The organism is Streptomyces ficellus, from assembly GCF_030406405.1.
Classification (GTDB): domain Bacteria; phylum Actinomycetota; class Actinomycetes; order Streptomycetales; family Streptomycetaceae; genus Streptomyces; species Streptomyces ficellus_B.
In genome coordinates, this window is sequence record NZ_JAUEPL010000019.1 from 76,575 (window position 1) to 94,571 (window position 17,997).

Annotated in this window: 15 protein-coding genes; 8 read left to right on the forward strand and 7 right to left on the reverse strand. The window is 72.6% G+C overall.

Going from position 1 to position 17,997, the window contains the following annotated elements:
* The first annotated feature begins 20 nt into the window (after nucleotides 1–20).
* From pgsA to QWM81_RS14965, 3 genes are read left to right on the forward strand one after another with little or no spacing between them, the layout of a single operon-like run.
* A complete protein-coding gene (gene pgsA, locus QWM81_RS14955) occupies nucleotides 21–683 on the forward strand; it encodes a phosphatidylinositol phosphate synthase (RefSeq protein WP_290112425.1) in 663 nt (220 codons plus the stop codon).
* Nucleotides 680–1,585, forward strand: a complete 906-nt coding sequence (locus tag QWM81_RS14960; RefSeq protein WP_290112426.1) for a phosphatidylinositol mannoside acyltransferase — start codon at nucleotides 680–682, stop codon at nucleotides 1,583–1,585. Before pgsA ends, QWM81_RS14960 begins: the two co-directional genes overlap by 4 nt.
* Nucleotides 1,582–2,742, forward strand: coding sequence for a glycosyltransferase family 4 protein (locus QWM81_RS14965; protein WP_290112427.1), 1,161 nt, complete (start codon nucleotides 1,582–1,584; stop codon nucleotides 2,740–2,742). Before QWM81_RS14960 ends, QWM81_RS14965 begins: the two co-directional genes overlap by 4 nt.
* 419 nt (nucleotides 2,743–3,161) lie before the next feature.
* On the opposite strand, the gene QWM81_RS14970 is transcribed toward QWM81_RS14965, so the two are convergent.
* Both QWM81_RS14970 and QWM81_RS14975 read right to left on the reverse strand, forming a co-directional pair.
* Nucleotides 3,162–3,851, reverse strand: a complete 690-nt coding sequence (locus QWM81_RS14970) for a hypothetical protein (protein WP_353938301.1) — start codon at nucleotides 3,849–3,851, stop codon at nucleotides 3,162–3,164.
* Between the two features lie 5 nt (nucleotides 3,852–3,856).
* A complete protein-coding gene (locus QWM81_RS14975; RefSeq protein ID WP_290112429.1) occupies nucleotides 3,857–4,483 on the reverse strand; it encodes a papain-like cysteine protease family protein in 627 nt (208 codons plus the stop codon).
* A gap of 224 nt (nucleotides 4,484–4,707) precedes the next feature.
* On the opposite strand from QWM81_RS14975, the gene QWM81_RS14980 reads away from it, so the two are divergent.
* A complete protein-coding gene (locus QWM81_RS14980; protein ID WP_290112430.1) occupies nucleotides 4,708–5,631 on the forward strand; it encodes a hypothetical protein in 924 nt (307 codons plus the stop codon).
* A gap of 9 nt (nucleotides 5,632–5,640) precedes the next feature.
* On the opposite strand, the gene QWM81_RS14985 is transcribed toward QWM81_RS14980, so the two are convergent.
* Nucleotides 5,641–6,069: a Rieske (2Fe-2S) protein gene (locus QWM81_RS14985; protein WP_290112432.1), complete on the reverse strand. Its 429-nt coding sequence runs from the start codon at nucleotides 6,067–6,069 to the stop codon at nucleotides 5,641–5,643.
* Nucleotides 6,070–6,194: 125 nt separating this feature from the next.
* Between QWM81_RS14985 and QWM81_RS14990 the strand changes: the two genes are divergently transcribed.
* A complete protein-coding gene (locus QWM81_RS14990) occupies nucleotides 6,195–7,112 on the forward strand; it encodes a carbohydrate kinase family protein (RefSeq protein ID WP_290112471.1) in 918 nt (305 codons plus the stop codon).
* 577 nt (nucleotides 7,113–7,689) lie between these two features.
* On the opposite strand, the gene uvrA is transcribed toward QWM81_RS14990, so the two are convergent.
* Nucleotides 7,690–10,692, reverse strand: a complete 3,003-nt coding sequence (gene uvrA / locus QWM81_RS14995) for an excinuclease ABC subunit UvrA (RefSeq protein WP_290112434.1) — start codon at nucleotides 10,690–10,692, stop codon at nucleotides 7,690–7,692.
* Nucleotides 10,693–10,883: 191 nt separating this feature from the next.
* On the opposite strand from uvrA, the gene QWM81_RS15000 reads away from it, so the two are divergent.
* From QWM81_RS15000 to QWM81_RS15010, 3 genes are all read left to right on the forward strand, one after another.
* Nucleotides 10,884–11,567, forward strand: a complete 684-nt coding sequence (locus QWM81_RS15000; RefSeq protein WP_290112436.1) for a maleylpyruvate isomerase family mycothiol-dependent enzyme — start codon at nucleotides 10,884–10,886, stop codon at nucleotides 11,565–11,567.
* Nucleotides 11,568–11,576: 9 nt separating this feature from the next.
* On the forward strand, nucleotides 11,577–12,233 hold the full coding sequence (locus QWM81_RS15005; RefSeq protein WP_290112438.1) for an MBL fold metallo-hydrolase: 657 nt from the start codon (nucleotides 11,577–11,579) through the stop codon (nucleotides 12,231–12,233).
* A gap of 85 nt (nucleotides 12,234–12,318) precedes the next feature.
* Nucleotides 12,319–13,620, forward strand: coding sequence for an MFS transporter (locus QWM81_RS15010; protein ID WP_290112439.1), 1,302 nt, complete (start codon nucleotides 12,319–12,321; stop codon nucleotides 13,618–13,620).
* A 155-nt stretch (nucleotides 13,621–13,775) separates the two neighbouring features.
* On the opposite strand, the gene QWM81_RS15015 is transcribed toward QWM81_RS15010, so the two are convergent.
* From QWM81_RS15015 to QWM81_RS15025, 3 genes are all read right to left on the reverse strand, one after another.
* Nucleotides 13,776–14,792, reverse strand: a complete 1,017-nt coding sequence (locus QWM81_RS15015) for a TerC/Alx family metal homeostasis membrane protein (RefSeq protein ID WP_290112441.1) — start codon at nucleotides 14,790–14,792, stop codon at nucleotides 13,776–13,778.
* Nucleotides 14,793–15,038: 246 nt separating this feature from the next.
* A complete protein-coding gene (locus QWM81_RS15020) occupies nucleotides 15,039–17,138 on the reverse strand; it encodes a TerD family protein (RefSeq protein WP_290112442.1) in 2,100 nt (699 codons plus the stop codon).
* Nucleotides 17,139–17,348: 210 nt separating this feature from the next.
* The gene (locus QWM81_RS15025) at nucleotides 17,349–17,927 is read right to left on the reverse strand and encodes a TerD family protein (RefSeq protein WP_290112443.1); all 579 of its coding nucleotides are present in this window, start codon (nucleotides 17,925–17,927) and stop codon (nucleotides 17,349–17,351) included.
* Nucleotides 17,928–17,997: the final 70 nt, after the last annotated feature.

Sequence of the window (17,997 nt, forward strand, 5' to 3'; positions counted from 1 at the left end):
CACCGACCCTCGGGAAGGCCATGCTGAACAAGTACGCGCGTGCGTTTTTCACGCGTGTTCTCACACCGTTCGCCGCGTTTCTGCTCCGCCGCGGGGTCAGCCCCGACGCCGTGACGCTCATCGGCACGGCCGGTGTGGTGGCGGGCGCGCTGGTCTTCTTCCCGCGGGGTGAGTTCTTCTGGGGCACGATCGTCATCACGCTCTTCGTGTTCTCCGACCTCGTCGACGGCAACATGGCCCGCCAGGCCGGGATCTCCAGCCGCTGGGGCGCCTTCCTCGACTCGACCCTGGACCGGGTCGCCGACGGGGCGGTCTTCGGCGGCTTCGCGCTTTGGTACGCGGGCAAGGGCGACGACAATGTGCTGTGTGCCGTGGCCATCTTCTGCCTGGCGAGCGGCCAGGTCGTGTCGTACACCAAGGCGCGCGGCGAGTCGATCGGCCTGCCGGTCGCGGTCAACGGGCTGGTCGAGCGGGCGGAACGGCTCGTCATCTCCCTGGTGGCGGCGGGCCTGGCCGGACTGCACGGCTTCGGTGTGCCCGGCATCCAGGTGCTGCTGCCCATCGCCCTGTGGGTGGTGGCGGTCGGCAGCGCGGTGACGCTGGGACAGCGCGTCGTGACGGTACGGCGCGAGTCGGCCGAGGCGGACGCGGCCGGCCCCAGGGGGAGTGAGGCCACATCATGAGCGAGGTCAAGGACCGGCTTACCGCCGGGCTGTACGGGCTGGGCTGGGGCGTCGTCAAGAAGCTGCCCGAGCCGGTCGCGGTCGCGCTGGGCCGCCGTATCGCGGACACCGCGTGGAAGCGGCGCGGCAAGGGCGTGCTGCGCCTGGAGTCCAACCTCGCGCGCGTGGTGCCGGACGCCACGCCCGAGCGCCTGGCGGAGCTGTCGAAGGCCGGCATGCGCTCGTACATGCGGTACTGGATGGAGTCCTTCCGGCTCCCCACCTGGAGCGCGGAGCGCCTCAAGGCGACCGTCGACGTCAAGGAGCTGCACCGCCTGACCGATGGTCTGGCCGCCGGCAAAGGCGTGATCCTGGCGCTCCCGCACCTGGCCAACTGGGACCTCGCCGGGGTCTATCTGACCCGGGCGCAGGGCGTGCCGTTCACGACGGTCGCCGAGCGCCTGAAGCCGGAGACGCTGTACGACCGGTTCGTCGCCTACCGCGAGTCGCTGGGCATGGAGGTGCTGCCGCACACCGGGGGCTCGGCCTTCGGGACGCTGGCGCGCCGGCTGCGGGCCGGCGGAGTGGTGTGCCTGGTCGCCGACCGGGACCTGTCCGCGTCGGGGGTCGAGGTCAAGTTCTTCGGCGAGACGGCACGGATGCCGGCCGGACCCGCGATGCTGGCGCAGCACACCGGCGCGGTGCTGCTGCCGGCGACGCTCTGGTACGAGGACGCGACGACCATGAAGGGGCGGGTGCACCCGCCCGTCGACGTACCCAGGACAGGTACGCGCGCCGAGAAGACGTCCTCCATGACACAGGCGCTGGCCGATGCCTTCGCCACCGGGATCGCCGACCACCCGGAGGACTGGCACATGCTCCAGCGGCTGTGGCTCGCGGACCTGGAGGAAGGCCGACCGTGAGGATCGGAATCGTCTGCCCGTACTCCTGGGACGTGCCCGGCGGCGTCCAGTTCCACATCCGTGACCTGGCCGACCACCTCATCCGGCTCGGGCACGAGGTCTCCGTCCTCGCCCCGGCCGACGACGAGACGCCGCTGCCGCCGTACGTGGTGTCCGCGGGCCGCGCGGTCCCCGTGCCGTACAACGGCTCGGTCGCGCGCCTCAATTTCGGCTTCCTGTCGGCCGCGCGGGTACGCCGCTGGCTGCACGACGGGACCTTCGACGTGATCCACATCCATGAGCCCACCTCGCCCTCGCTGGGGCTGCTGGCGTGCTGGGCGGCGCAGGGCCCGATCGTCGCCACGTTCCACACGTCCAACCCGAGGTCGCGGGCCATGATCGCCGCGTACCCGATCCTCCAGCCCGCGCTGGAGAAGATCAGCGCGCGCATCGCGGTGAGCGAGTACGCCCGCCGCACACTCGTGGAGCACCTGGGCGGGGACGCGGTGGTCATCCCCAACGGCGTGGACGTCGACTTCTTCGCCAAGGCGGACCCGAAGCCGGAGTGGCAGGGCAACACGCTGGGCTTCATCGGACGCATCGACGAGCCGCGCAAGGGGCTGCCGGTGCTGATGAAGGCGCTGCCGAAGATCCTGGCGGCCCGCCCCGAGGCCCGGCTGCTGGTCGCCGGCCGCGGCGACGAGGAGGAGGCCGTCGCGTCGCTCCCCGCCGCCATGCGGGAGCGGGTGGAGTTCCTGGGCATGGTCAGCGACGAGGACAAGGCGCGGCTGCTGCGCAGCGTGGACGTGTACGTGGCGCCCAACACGGGCGGCGAGAGCTTCGGCATCATCCTGGTCGAGGCCATGTCGGCGGGCGCGCCGGTGCTGGCCAGCGACCTGGACGCGTTCGCCCAGGTCCTGGACCAGGGCGCGGCGGGCGAGCTGTTCGCCAACGAGGACGCGGACGCGCTGGCCGACGCCGCGATCCGGCTGCTCGCCGACCCGGCCCGCCGCCAGGAGCTCCACGAACGGGGCAGCGCGCACGTCCGGCGCTTCGACTGGTCCACGGTCGGGGCGGACATCCTGGCGGTGTACGAAACGGTCACGGACGGCGCGGCCTCCGTGGCCACGGACGAGCGCCTGGGCCTGCGCGGCCGATGGGGCCTGGCGCGGGACTAGGTGGGCTGCCGTGGCGAGCCGCTCCCCACAGGCCCTCGTCCTGCACGCGGTGACAGCCGCCGGTGCCTGAGCTCCACGTCGGACAGCCGGAGTCCGGCCCGGGGCGGGGCCGTGCAGGGTCGGCCCCGCAGGGACTGGCGGCGACGCATGGGCTCCGAATCATGGCACCCGAGGCCGCCGGCCCCGAGGAGCCGAGCCCGGAGGGGCCCCCCCCCCCCCCCCCCCCCCCCCCCCCCCCCCCCCCCCACCCCCCCCCGCACATCCCCACACCACCCCCCCCCCAACAACACCAACCACCCCCCCCCCACCCCGCCCACCCCCCCCCCCCCCCCCCCCCCCCCCCCCCCCCCTTCTACCCCCCCCCCCCCCCCCCCACACCACCACTACCCCTTACACTTTGCCCCCCCCCGCCGCTCTCCCTATCGCCGGCCCCCCGCCGGCCCCCCCGCCGGGGCGGCGGCGGGGGGGGCGCGGCCGGCGGGCCCTCCGTACCCGCCGGCCGCGCCCTTCTTCCCGTACGCGGAGTGCGGGAGCTTGTCCCCGTACGCGGCCGCGACGCGCTTCTGGTAGGCGGCGAGCGTGATGCCGTTGGCGCCCACCGCCCGTGTCGCGTCCTGGTCCAGCGGGAGCACCTTGCCGCCCTCGTGGACGTACCAGGCGTCGATCTGCGGCTCGCGGAAGACCGTCCCGCCGGGCAGCCGGCGGGCGCCCTCACGGGCGTACCGGGTCTCGTCGTCGCCGGTCGCGATGTTCACCACCTGCCACCCCTTGGCGCCCTGGCGGACGGTCCACACGGACGCCTTCCGCCCGTCCGATGAGACCGCCTCGGCGGCGTGGAACTCGACCCGCGCGACCGGCGCTCCGGCCCGGCCCGCCACGAAGTCCGGCGACAGGACGCGGACCGGGACGGTGGAGCCTTCGATACGGGGGTGGGCGGCCGCCCGCGTCACGGCACCGTCGCGGGCGAAGAAGCGGGCGAGCGTGTCGAGGGTGGCGGGGGCGGTGACCGCCGCGCCCGGGGTGTCGGCGGCGGTGGCGGTGGTGGGAGTGGCGAGGAGCAGCAGGGCGGGAGCGAGGGCGGCTGCCGCCACGAGACGACGTGGAGTCATCGGTCTCACGCCCCTATCCGGTAGAGCGAGTGGGTCCAGGAGAAGGAGCCGTTGTTGACGTACCAGGCGTGTGACGCCCAGTTGTAGCGGTCGCTGGAGGGCCATGGATCTCCCCAGTACACCCAGCTGTTGGCGTCGTCGTACCCGTAGATCACATGCATGTGTCCGCCGCCGCTCGCCCACTGGATACGGGTCTCGATGGGGCGGTCGGCGTTGATCTCGCTCTGGACGGTCGCGTAGCGCAGCCAGCCGTCGACGTACGAGCCGGGGCTGACGCCGGCCCAGCGCAGCCCGGTCTGCACGTTGCCCAGGGTGGCCTGCCAGTTGGGGCAGTCGTAGCCCTGCTGCCGGTTGAAGGCGGCGTTGCAGAACTGGTTCTGGCTGTAGCCGCGGCCGAACCAGGTGGCGATGGTGTTGCCGCCCGCGGCCCAGCACCAGTTGGTCTTCGCCTGCGCCTGCATGGTGATGTTCAGGCGCTTGGCGGCGAGCGTCGTCGCGGAGTGTGCGGAGTGAACGGAGTGGCCCTCGGCGGTGGCGGCTGACACCGGGAGGACGAGGGCGGTCGTGGCGGCGAGGAGCACCGCGACGATGAACTGTCTGGCTTTTCCTGGGGGGTTGCTCGGGTTGCGCATCGCGTTCCTCCGGCTGGGGATGTGGGGAGGGAGGATCGCGTCCGGACGCTGCTGGGAGCATCGATCGTTGTCGGGGGCAGGTCAACACGCTTCAATGCGGGGTGACACCGCGCTGTGAACGCCACCGGTTGACGAGTGAACGGCATCCCCGCCACCACCAGCCCGCCCGTCACCACCGGCCCGGTGCCGCCCCGCCCCGTCGTGAACGTTCACCGAGGAATCCCATGGGACACACCGAGACCGACCTGACGCAGATCCTGCATACCGGCCCCTTCCACCTGGCGCTGCGCGCGGCTCTCGCGGTGCGCGGGCTGCCGCTCCAGCGGGTGCAGCACCATCTCGCCCATCGCGGCATCAAGGTCGGGGTGACCAGCCTGTGCTACTGGCAGCAGGGCGCCCGCCGCCCGCAGCGGCCCGAGTCGCTGAAGGCCGTCCGCGCCCTGGAGGAGCTGCTCCAGCTGCCCGGCGAGTCCCTGATCCGGCTGCTCGGCGACACGGGCGGGGAGGGGGCCGCGCGGCCGGCGGCCCGGTCGTACCGCTCGCTGGTGGAGGTCTCGGGCGCGGTGGAGGAGCTGATCGCGCAGCTGGAGGCGCCCGCGGACGGCGGGCTGCACACGGTGGGGCACCAGGAGCGGGTGCGGATCGGGGCGGGGCGGGAGCTGGCCGGCCGGGACTCGCAGCAGGTGGTGCGGGCGCACCGCGACGGCGTCGACCGCTATCTGGCCATCCACCACGGGGACGCCGGGTGCGACCCGGAGCGGGTGGTCGTACGGGCGGGCGAGAACTGCCGTACGGGGCGGGTCCGCCGGCACCGCGAGACGGGTGTCGTGGTCGCGGAGCTGCTGTTCGACGCCCGGCTGCGGGCGGGTGAGACCTATCTGTTCGGGTACGGCTTCGAGGACGGGACGGGCGGAGTGAGCGGGGAGTACGTCCGGGGGTTCAGTTTCGCGGGCGGGCAGTACGTGCTCCAGGTGCGGTTCCACGAGGACGCCCTGCCGGTACGGTGCCGGCGCTTCGCCCAGACGTCGGCGGGCGCGCCGCGCGGTGCCCGCGGCGACCTGACGCTCAGCGGCCGGCACCGTACGGTGCACTTCGTGGAGCAGGGGGTGCGGCCCGGGATCCTGGGGATCGACTGGGACTGGGAGTGATCGCGCCGCTTACGCGTCGGGGCCCGCGAGCAGCTTGCCGTCGGTGACCTTGACGGGAACCTCGGGCAGGGCAGCGGTCGCCGGGCCCTTGAGCGGCCGGCCGGTGGTGACGTCGAAGCGGCTGCCGTGGCAGGGGCAGTTGCCCTCGATGCCCTCGACCTTGTCGAACACGCAGCCCGCGTGGGTGCACTGGGCGCTGAACGCCTTGTACTGGCCCTTGGCGGGGCAGCTCACCACCAGGCGCTGCTCGCGGTACAGCTTGGCGCCGCCGACCGGCACCTCGTCCGCCGCGCCGAGGTTCACCGGCGCTGTGGGGGTGGGGGTCTGGGCGTGGCCGAGCTTCGACTCCGTGGAGCAGGCGGCCGCGCCGAGCCCGGCGGCCCCGGCGAGCGCGGCGCCTTTCAGCACGGAACGGCGGGCGGGCGGCTGGCCGGGCATGGGGTCTCCACGGTGCGATGGGGGGCGTCGGTGACGGAACCGACGATACCGGCGCAGATCGGTGGCCCTTCCCGGGGGTCGTCACGGCCGTGGACGAGGGGTGGGCCATGGGTTACGTTCGGCTCGTGATCGTCGTCGCCGGAGAGTCCTTGATCGACCTCGTCCCCGGGGGGATGCCCGAGCGGCCCTCGTCACTGTCACCGCTGGTGCCGCGCCTGGGCGGCGGCCCGTACAACACGGCGGTGGCGCTGGGACGGCTGGGCGCGGAGACGGCGTTCTGCTCCCGGGTGTCGACGGACGCCTTCGGTGAGGCCCTGCTCGCCGGGCTGCGTGCGGCGGGCGTCGAAACCGGCCTGGTACAGCGGGGCCCGGAGCCGACGACGCTGGCCGTGGCGTCGGTCGCGGCGGACGGTTCGGCGCGGTACGGGTTCTACGCGGAGGGCACGGCCGACCGGCTCTTCGAGCTGCCTGAGCGGCTGCCGGAGGGGGTACGGGCGGTGTCGTTCGGGACCTGTTCCCTGGCGCTGGAGCCGGGTGCGAGTGCGTACGAGGCGCTGCTGCGGCGGGAGGCGGGGCGCGGAGTGCTCACGCTGCTGGACCCGAACGTCCGGCCGGGCCTGATCCCGGACGCGGACGCCTACCGGGAGCGGTTCGCGGGCTGGCTGCCCTATGTGTCGCTGCTCAAGCTGTCCGAGGAGGACGCGCGGTGGCTGGGCGGCTCGCCCGGGGAGTGGCTGGCGAAGGGGCCCTCGGCGGTGGTGCTCACCCGTGGCGCGGCGGGCCTGACGGTGTGGACGCGTGACGTGTCCGTCTCGGTGCCCGCGGCGCCTGTGACGGTCGCCGACACGATCGGCGCGGGCGACACGGTGAACGCCGCGCTCCTGCACGGCCTGGCGGGCCGCGCCCCGCACGCCCTGGACGCCGCCGCCTGGACGGCACTCCTGCGCTTCGCGGCCGACGCGGCGGCGATCACCTGCTCCCGCCCGGGCGCGGAGCCCCCGTACGCCACGGAGCTGCCGCCGCCCGGCCCTGCGGCGCGCTAACGCGCGGACGGCGGGCCGCCGCGGTGCGAGGGGGCCCGGGCCGGGAGCCCGAACCGCCGACGGGGCAGCGCCCCTGACGGCCACAACCCGAACGCCCCCGGGCGGCCCCCCGCACGGCGAACGGCAAGCCCCGGCCCGGTCCCGGCTCCCGCCCGTGACGGGCAAGCGGCCGGGCCGGGCCTGGCCGGGCCTGGCCGGGGCCCGTGACGGCCCGCCCGGCCGGGTCCCGTGACGGCCGCCCCAGACCAGCGCGCCCGCCCGTCGAACGACGGGGCGGCACCGCGGGCGACGGTCCCGTGACAGTCCAGTGACCGCGAGACAGCATCCCGGGCCAGGGCCGCCCGTGAAAGCCGACGCCCCGGCCGGGGCCCGTGACGGCCGCCCCCGTCCGGCGCGCCCGCCGCCGGACGGCGAGACGGCGCCCCGGCCACGGCCGTGACGGCCCGCCGCCCGGTGATGGCAAGCCACCCGGCTGCCGCCCGCCCGTGACGGGCAAGCGGCCCGGCCTGGCCGTGACGCCCGCCCGCCTGGGCATACGGCGATCCGGCGCGGGCGCCCCGGCACCCCGGGCCGGCCGTCAGGACTTGCGGGAGCGGGACGGGGGCGTGCCGACCTTGGTGGTTTTGACCGTGGCCGACTTGCGGGCCACGCCGTCCACCGCCGCCACGGTCTTGGCCGCCGTCTTCCTGGCCGTCGTCCGCTTCCGCGCCGCAGGGATCACCGCGTCGCTGACGCGGTCCGCGCCCAGGATGTCCCGCAGGAACTTGCCGGTGTGGCTGGCCGGGACGGCCGCGACCTGCTCGGGCGTGCCCTCGGCGACGACCAGTCCGCCGCCGCTGCCGCCCTCGGGGCCCATGTCGACGACCCAGTCGGCCGTCTTGATGACATCGAGGTTGTGCTCGATCACGATCACCGAGTTGCCCTTGTCGACCAGGTTGGAGAGCACGCTGATCAGCTTGGAGATGTCCTCGAAGTGCAGACCGGTGGTCGGCTCGTCCAGCACGTACACCGTCCGCCCCGTGGACCGCTTCTGCAGCTCGGAGGCGAGCTTCACACGCTGGGCCTCACCGCCGGAGAGCGTGGGCGCGGGCTGGCCGAGCCGGACGTACCCCAGTCCGACCTCCGTCAGGGTGCGCAGGTGGCGCGCGATCGTCGGGACGGCCTCGAAGAAGTCGAGCGCCTCCTCGATCGGCATGTCCAGCACCTCGGCGATGGACTTGCCCTTGTAGTGGACCTCCAGGGTCTCCCGGTTGTAGCGCGCCCCGTGGCAGACCTCGCACGGGACGTACACGTCCGGCAGGAAGTTCATCTCGATCTTGATCGTGCCGTCGCCGGAGCAGTTCTCGCAGCGGCCGCCCTTGACGTTGAAGGAGAACCGTCCGGGCAGGTACCCGCGGACCTTCGCCTCCATCGTCTCGGCGAACAGCTTGCGCACATGGTCGAAGACACCGGTGTACGTCGCCGGGTTGGAGCGCGGCGTGCGGCCGATGGGCGACTGGTCGACGTGGACGACCTTGTCGACCAGGTCGTCGCCGTCCACGCGCGTGTGCCGCCCGGGCACGGACTTGGCCCCGTTGAGCTCACGCGCCAGGTGCGTATAGAGGATGTCGTTGACCAGGGTCGACTTGCCGGACCCGGAGACGCCGGTGACGGCCGTCAGCACACCGAGCGGGAACGACACGTCGATGTCCCGCAGGTTGTTCTCCCGGGCGCCGTGCACGGTCAGCTGCCGCGACGGGTCCACCGGGCGGCGGACGTCCGGCGTGGGGATGGACCGCTTTCCGGACAGATACTGCCCGGTCATGGACTCCTTGTTGGCCAGCAGCTGCTTCAGCGGACCGGAGTGGACCACCTTGCCGCCGTGCTCACCCGCGCCCGGGCCGATGTCCACGACCCAGTCGGCGACCTTGATGGTGTCCTCGTCGTGCTCGACGACGATGAGCGTGTTGCCCATGTCACGGAGCCGGACGAGCGTCTCGATGAGCCGGTGGTTGTCGCGCTGGTGCAGGCCGATGGACGGCTCGTCCAGGACGTACAGCACACCCACCAGTCCGGAGCCGATCTGGGTGGCGAGCCGGATGCGCTGTGCCTCGCCGCCGGAGAGGGTGCCGGCCGCGCGGTTCAGCGAGAGGTAGTCCAGGCCCACGTCGACCAGGAAGCGCAGCCGCTCGTTGACCTCCTTGAGGACCCGCTCGGCGATCTTCTTGTCGCGGTCGTTGAGCGTCAGCTGCCGCAGGAAGTCGGCGCAGTCGCTGATGGACATCGAGGAGACCTCGGCGATGGACTTCCCCATGACCGTGACCGCGAGGACGATCGGCTTGAGGCGGGTGCCCTCGCAGGTGGGGCACGGCACCTCGCGCATGTACCCCTCGAAGCGCTCACGGCTGGAGTCGCTCTCGGCCTCGCTGTGCCGCCGCTTGACGAAGGAGACGGCGCCTTCGAAGGAGGGGGTGGTGTACGCCCGCTCCCTGCCGTACCGGTTGCGGTAGCGGACCTCGACCTGGGTCTTGTGCCCGTACAGCAGGGCCTTCTTGGCGCGGGCCGGCAGCCCGGCCCACGGGATGTCGGTACGGAAGCCCAGCGCGTCGGCGAGCCCGCCGATCAGGCGGCCGAAGTACTCCTTGGTGTGGCCGTGCGACCAGGGGTGGATGGCGCCCTCGTCCAGGGAGCGGTCCTCGTCGGGGACGATCAGCTCCGGGTCGACCTCCATGCGCGTACCGATGCCGGTGCAGTCGGGGCACGCGCCGAAGGGCGAGTTGAAGGAGAAGGAGCGGGGCTCCAGCTCCTCGAAGGACAGGTCGTCGTACGGGCAGTACAGGTGCTCCGAGTACATCCGCTCGCGCTCGGGGTCGTCCTCGGGGAGGTCGACGAAGTCGAGCACGACCATGCCGCCGGACAGACCCAGGGCGGTCTCGACCGAGTCGGTGAGCCGCCGCTTGGCGCTGTCCTTGACGGTGAGGCGGTCGACGACCACCTCGATGGTGTGCTTCTCCTGCTTCTTCAGCGTGGGCGGCTCGGCGAGCTGGATGGTCTTCCCGTCCACCCGCGCGCGGCTGTAGCCCTTGGTCTGGAGGTCGGCGAAGAGGTCGACGAACTCGCCCTTGCGCTCGCGCACCAGCGGCGAGAGCACCTGGAACCGGCTGCCCTCGGGCAGCTCCAGCACCTTGTCGACGATGGCCTGCGGCGACTGGCGCGAGATGGGCCGGCCGCACTCGGGGCAGTGGGGCTTGCCGATGCGCGCGAACAGCAGGCGCAGGTAGTCGTAGACCTCGGTGATGGTGCCCACCGTGGAGCGCGGGTTGCGCGAGGTCGACTTCTGGTCGATCGAGACGGCCGGGGAGAGGCCCTCGATGAAGTCGACGTCCGGTTTGTCCATCTGGCCGAGGAACTGCCGGGCGTACGAGGAGAGCGACTCCACGTACCGCCGCTGCCCTTCGGCGAAGATCGTGTCGAACGCGAGGGATGACTTGCCCGACCCCGAGAGCCCGGTGAAGACGATGAGGGAGTCGCGCGGGAGGTCGAGCGAGACGTTCTTGAGATTGTGCTCGCGCGCGCCACGGACGATGAGACGGTCGGCCACGCCGGTCCGCACCTTTCTTGAGAGAAGCGGGGGCACAGCCCCCGTCCCAGACTCTTCAAGCCTACGGGGGGCCGCCAAATGGATGCCTGACTTTCCAGGATGCCTCCACCGAGCGTATAGCACGCGCATTCGATTTCCGGCCGCGCTCTGCCACCTTCACCCGATCGTGTGGCAGCGCTAGGGTCAGCAGCATGATCGACCATGTTCATGACCTGGCCTCCGTACGTGAGGCGACCGACCGGCTGCTCACCGCAACCGCCACACTCGACAACGCCGCGGTCGCCGAGCCGTCACGGCTGCCCGGCTGGACGCGGGGCCACGTCCTGGCCCACCTCGCCCGCAACGCCGACGCGCTGGTGAACGTCCTCCAGGGCCGCCCCATGTACGCCAGCGCCGAGGCGCGCGACGCGGACATCGCGCGCGACGCCCCGCGCCCCCTGGCCGTCCAGCTCGACGACGTACGCGAGAGCGCCGCCCGCTTCCAGGCGGCGGCCGAGGTCCCGGCCGACTGGGACCGCAGGGTGGAGTTGCGCAACGGCGTGACCGACCGGGCCGTACGGCTCCCCTTCCGCCGCCTCGTCGAGGTGGAGCTGCACCACGTGGACCTGGGCATCGGCTATGAGCTGGAGGACCTGCCGCAGGAGTTCGTGGAGCGGGAGATCGCCTTCCTCGCCGAGCGCTTCTCCGGCAACCCGCAGGTGCCCGCGACCCGCCTCGTGGCACCCGGCCGGGAGTGGCGCACGGGCGGCGGCGAGGGCGCCGGGGTGACCGTCTCCGGAACCGCGCCCGACCTGCTCGGCTGGCTCGCCGGCCGCCGCGACGGGGCCGCCCTGGACACGTCCGGCGCCGCCCTTCCCGTACTGCCGCCGCTATAGGCTGGGCCCATGACGTACAGCGGATCGGTGAAGGTCGGCGGGGCCGCCGATGTACACGAATTGACGGACCTGATGATCTCCAAGGTCGCGGTCGGCCCGATGGACAACAACTCCTATCTGCTGCGCTGCCGGGCCACCGGCGAGCAAATGATGATCGACGCGGCGAACGAGCCGCGGACGCTGCTCCGGCTGATCGGTGACGACGGCATCGCGTCCGTCGTCACCACCCACCGCCACCGCGACCACTGGGACGCGCTGGCGGACGTCGTGGCGGCGACCGGCGCCCGTACGTACGCCGGGCGGTACGACGCCGAGGGCATCGACGTACCGACGGACGTGCCGGTCGAGGACGGGGACACGCTCCGGGTCGGCCGGGTGGAGCTGACCGCCCGCCGGATCGTGGGACACACCCCCGGCTCCATCGTGCTCATCTACGACGACCCGCACGGCCACCCGCATGTCTTCAGCGGCGACTGCCTGTTCCCCGGCGGCGTCGGCAACACGTGGGGGGACCCGGACGCGTTCGCGAGCCTGATCCTGGACGTCGAGACGAAGCTCTTCGACGCGCTGCCGGACGAGACCTGGGTCTACCCGGGCCACGGCAAGGACACCACGCTGGGCCAGGAGCGCCCGAAGCTCCCGGAGTGGCGCGAGCGCGGCTGGTAGACGCTTCCGCGCGCCCCCGTAACCCCCGGGCGGCGTGGGTAGTTGGCGCGACATGTGCCAGAGTCATCATCCACGGCCGCCTTCCATGAGGCGGCTCGCGGTCGCCGCCCTCGCCGGGACGGCCGTCGAGTTCTACGACTTCTTCGTCTACGGGACCGCCGCCGCGCTGGTCCTGGGGCCCTTGTTCTTCCCGACGTTCTCGCCCCTCGCGGGGACGCTGGCGGCGTTCGGTACGTTCGCGATCGGTTTCCTTTCACGTCCGCTCGGTTCTGTGCTCTTCGGGCACATCGGTGACCGGTACGGGCGGCGGCCGGTGATGTTCGCCTCGCTGCTGCTGACCGGTGCGACGACGGTCGCGGTCGGGTGCGTGCCGTCGTACGCGACGCTCGGCGTGACCGCTCCGGTGCTCCTGCTGGTGCTGCGCTTCCTGCAGGGGCTGGGGCTCGGTGGCGAGTGGGGCGGGGCGGTCCTGCTCACGGCCGAGCACGCGCCGGAGCGGCGGCGGGCACTGTGGGCCAGCTTTCCGCAGATCGGCCCCTCGGTCGGGTTCCTGCTGGCCAACGGGGTGATGCTGGCGCTCTCGGCCGGGCTGAGTGACGCCCAGTTCCGGGAGTGGGGATGGCGGGTGCCGTTCTGGGCGGCAGGGCTGCTGGCGGCCGGTGGGCTGCTGCTGCGCCGGTCGCTGACGGAGACGCCGCAGTTCCGGGAACTGGCCGAGAGCGGGACGCGGGCGAGCGCCCCTCTGGTGGAGGTGGCCCGGGGGCACTGGCGGCTGGTGCTGCTGACGGCCGGTGCGCTCGCGGTCGGGTACGCGGTCTTCTACGCGGTGTCCACGTGGGCGCTGGCGTACGGCACCGAGCGGCTCGGCGTGAGCCGTACGGTGATGCTGGTCTGCATCATGGCCGCGGTGGCCGTCAAGGGAGCGGTGACGCCGTTCGTGGCCATGCTGGGGGACCGCTTCGGGCGGCGGCCGATGTGCCTGGCGGGGTGCGCGGGGGCGGCGTTGTGGATGTTCCCGATGGTGGGCCTGCTGCACACGGCGGAGCCGCTGCTGATGTTCGCGGGGTTCACCGGGGCGCTGCTGGCGTTCATCACGATGTTCGCGGTGGTCGCCGCGTATCTGCCGGAGCTGTACGAGCCCCGGGTGCGGTGCACCGGCGCGGCCGTCGGCTACAACCTGGCGGGGGTGGTGGGCGGGGCCCTGACGCCGCTGGTGGCGACGGCCGCGGCGGGCGGTTCGGGCCCGCCATGGGGTGTGGCGGCGTATCTGACGGCGATCGCCCTGCTCAGCCTCGGGTGCTTCGCCCTGCTGCCGGAGACCTTGCCGAGGCCGGCGGTGGAGACGGCCATGGGCGCGAAGGAGCGGGCGCGGGAGCCCGCGGGCTAGCGGAGGCTCTCCCGAGCGCGGGGCGTCGCAGGTGGTGAAACCGTCGGGCGGGCACAGGGCGGCGAGCTTCCCGACAGCTTGCAGAGCAACGGCCGGTGCGGGCCACAAGTGCGGGCCCGCACCGGCCGGTGCGAAATGTCCTACGCCGTAGGGGGTCAGGCCTCGACGCTGTCCTTCGGGGCGTCGCCGGCCGCTTCCCCGGCGCCCGCGGCCTCGGCCGCCTCGCGCTCCGCCTGCTTCTTGGAGGCGATGAGGCTGGTGATCGTGGTGATGATCAGGACGCCGCAGATGACGGCGAGCGAGAACGGGATGGAGATCTCCGGAACGTGCACGCCGGACTCGTGCAGCGCGTGCAGCACCAGCTTCACACCGATGAAGCCCAGGATCACCGACAGTCCGTAGCTCAGGTGGACCAGCTTCTTCAGCAGGCCGCCGATGAGGAAGTACAGCTGCCGCAGACCCATCAGGGCGAAGGCGTTGGCGGTGAAGACGATGTACGGGTCCTGGGTCAGGCCGAAGATCGCCGGGATGGAGTCCAGCGCGAACAGGATGTCCGTGGTGCCGATGGCGAGCATGACCACCATCAGCGGGGTCATCACACGCTTGCCGTTGTTGCGGATGAAGAGCTTGGTGCCGTGGTACTTGTCGGCGACGCCGAAGCGGTTCTCGATGGACTTGAGGAGGCGGTTCTCCTCGTACTCCTCTTCCGGCTCGTCGGCGCGCGCCTCCTGGACGAGCTTCCAGGCGGTGTAGATCAGGAACGCGCCGAAGATGTAGAAGACCCACGAGAAGCTGGCGATGATGGCCGCGCCGGCAGCGATGAATATCGCCCGCAGCACGAGCGCCACCAGGACGCCGATGAGCAGCACCCGCTGCTGGAGGTGGGTGGGCACCGAGAACTTCGCCATGATGAGGACGAAGACGAACAGGTTGTCGACGCTGAGCGACTTCTCGGTGATGTAACCGGCGAAGAACTCGCCGGACGCCTGGCTCTCGCCGAAGAACAGCAGGCCCAGGCCGAACAGTGCGGCGAGGACGATCCAGACGACCGTCCAGGTTCCGGCTTCCTTGATCGATACGTCATGGGGCTTGCGCCCGATGAAGAAGTCGACCGCGATCAGGGCGGACAGACCGAGAACGGTCGCCACCCACAGGCTCATCGAAACGTCCACTGTGCCTCCGGCTTCGTACGGCTACTGAAACAGCGTCGTCGCTGCCGGAGGTCTCTTCCACCCGGGCCGCCCCGGCATCTGCCGCCGGGTCACACCACGGGCCGGCGCCCCGGGACCGGTCTCTGTCCGACCGTCCGTACTGACGGGAACGCCGCAGGTGGGAGTACTCCCCTCCGCTCGAAGAACACTACCCCAAAGACCAAGGGAAGGTAAAGAGAAAGGTAAAGAAACCCTCAAGTGCGCAGGTCAGTGACGCCTGTTGGGATCGGCTGCGGCGACGTGCGACAGCACGTGCCGCAGGATGCCACTGCCCGGCGGCAGCCTTGGCGGTTCGTACGTCCAGGCATGGCCGACCCACGGGTCGGCGAGGTGCTCGTCGGGGACGGGCGTCAGGCGCAGCAGCGAGCGCCAGAGAGGGTCGAGCACCGGTCCGTACGCACTGGCGTCCTCGCGGTCGGCGACCAGCAGCAGGTGCACACCGACCGCCGGGCCCTCTTCCGCGAGGTAGCGGAGCCGGGTGACCGCCCGGTCGTCGAAGCCGTGCGGGAAGTCGTTGACGATCAGCAACTGATCGGCGGTGTCCAGGTCGGGCGGGAGCGCGTCGGTCGCACCGCCGCGGACCGCCATGTGCACCAGCTCCACCCGCTGGGTCAGCCGGTCGAGGACGGCGGCCACTCCCCCGGGCCCGGCCGCCGGGGGCGCGGCCAGCACCCCGGCTTCGGTGAGCGGGGCGAGCCCGGCGGCCGCCGCACCCGCCGGGTCGATGACGTGGACCGCGTAATCGCCCGCCGGGTGGACCGCGAGCAGCCGCGCCGCGTGCAGGACCGCCGTGTCCAACGCCAGCCGCCGCAGCTCGGCGTCGTCCATCAGGACGGCCGCCGCCGAACCGGAACGGCCACTGTCCACCCACAGGCCCCGCTCCAGCGGCAGCCGCAGCAGCATGGGGATGCGCAGTTCGGGCCGCTCGGGCAGGTGGAGGTCTCCGAGGCGCAGGGCCATCGGGGCCTGAGCGGGAACGCGGTACGCCTGCCAGACCGGGCTGTCCCAGCCCGCGTACGCGACCGGAAGGGCGGGTTCGACGACCTGGGACTCGGCGGTGAGCTGCGCGAGGTCCCGGTCGAGCGCCTCGCGCGCCCGGGCGGTCAGCTCGTCGCACCTGGCACGGGCGGCCGCGCGGGCGGCGTCACCGGCGGAGCCGATGCGGCTGCGCGGGTCCGACAGGACGCGGTCGAGCTCCTGGTCCATACGGGACTCGGCGAAGTCCACGGCGGTGCGGTACGCGGCGGTCGCACGCGCCAGGTCCTCGAACATGCCCCAGACCTGGTTGTACAGGCGCTCGTCCATGGTCCAGCCGGTGGCATCCCCCGCGACGGGCGGAGCGGGCTGCCCGGCCTGCGACGGCTGGTTGGGGGCCGCCGAGGGCTGGTTCGGGGCGGCGGCCGATGGGGGCGGCGGCGACGCGGCGGCGCCCTGGCGGCGGGGATGGGCGTAGCTGATGGGGCCGGAGGGGGCGCCCGCCGGGGCGGTGGAGGAGGACGGGCCGGGGGCGCCTGAGGCGCCGGGGGCGGTCGAGTGCGCGGCGGCCTCGCCGGGCGCCCCCGGTGCGCCGGGTGTGCCGGTGTGGCCGGGTGTGCCCGGTGCGCCGGGTGCGCCGGGTGTGCCGGTGTGGCCGGGTGCGCCGGGTGTGCCGGTGTGGCCCGGTGCGCCGGGTGTGCCGGACGTCGTCAGCGAGGCTCCGCGCCTTGCCCGGTTGCCCTCGGCGGTACGTGGCGGCGGCACGGCGACCGACCGCGTCATCCCGTTCGCCACCGCCTCATGAATGGCGCCCGCGAGTTCGGCGGCCCCATCGAGCCCCTGGTCGGCGAGCATCGCGGCGAGCCCGCCCGCGTACCCCTGCCCGACCGCGCGGACCTTCCAGGCGCCCTGGCGCCGGTACAGCTCCAGGGCGACGACGGCGGACTCGGTGTCCAGCCCGGTGATGGTGTAGCCGGCGATCTCCGCGCCATCGAGTGAGGTCACCGCCACGAAGGGCGCGGCAACGGCGCCGAAGCCGGCCGGGCCGCCGACACCGACCGGCAGGGCGAGCAGCACCGTCACCCGGTGCACCTGGCCCGGCAGGGCGTCGAGGTCGACGGCGAGCCGGTGCTCGGCCGCCGCCTGCTTGGACACCTCCAGACCGGGCAGCGCCGGGGAGCCGGGGTGGGCGACCCATTCCACGCCGGCCACCCTGCCGCCCTCGTCGCCGAGCGTGGCGCCGGCCACGACGGGCTCCCCGGCCGACACCCGGATCTCCAGTCGGGTGTGGGGCAGGGGGTGGTTCTGCCCCCGGACCAGCTCGGCCGTCATGCCTGTGTCCCCTCGGGCTCTCGGTATCTGGTGGTGCGGTGTCTCGGCACCCGAACGCCCCTGCGGGCACGGTGCCTTGGTGTGCGGCAGCTCCCGGGGGCGGCTGGGGCCTCCGGGAGCTGCGGAGCTTCGGTCGCGGACGTACCGCTGCGAACGTACTGCTACGTACGCACCGCTGCGTACGTACCGCCGAGTCGCGTACCGCCGTGCCTACAGGTACGGCAGGATCGACGGCATCAGGTCCTGGAACGTACGGCCATTGGCCGGGTTGCCCAGGGCCGTCATCTGCCAGCCGGAACCCGCCCGGTGCACCTTGGCCATGATCTGCGCGGTGTACTGGCCGCCGCCGTCCAGGGTGTAGCGCGCGAGCTCCTGTCCGTTCGTCTCGTCGACGATGCGGCAGAAAGCGTTCTGCACCTCCTGGAACGTCTGGCCGGTGAAGGAGTTCACCGTGAAGACGATCTGGTCGATGTGGACCGGAACCCGCTGCAGGTCGACAAGGATGGCCTCGTCGTCGCCGCCCTGGCCCGCGCCACCCACCAGGTTGTCACCGGTGTGGCGCACGGAGCCGTCGTCGCTGACCAGGTGGCGGAAGAAGACCACGTCCACCGGCTGCTTCTCGGCGAAGAGCACCGCCGAGGCATCCAGGTCCACCTCCCGGGTGCGCGAGCCGAACAGACCGCGGCGCGGTGCCGCCTGCCAGCCGAGCCCCATCCGCACCGCGGTCAGGGTGCCCCCGTCGCTCTTCTGCAGGCTGATGGCCTGTCCCTTGGTCATATTGACCGTCACGCGCTGTCCCCTCTCGTTGCGTACCCCCGCGACCGTGTCCGAGTGCGGTTGCTCAGCACCCTACGCAGCG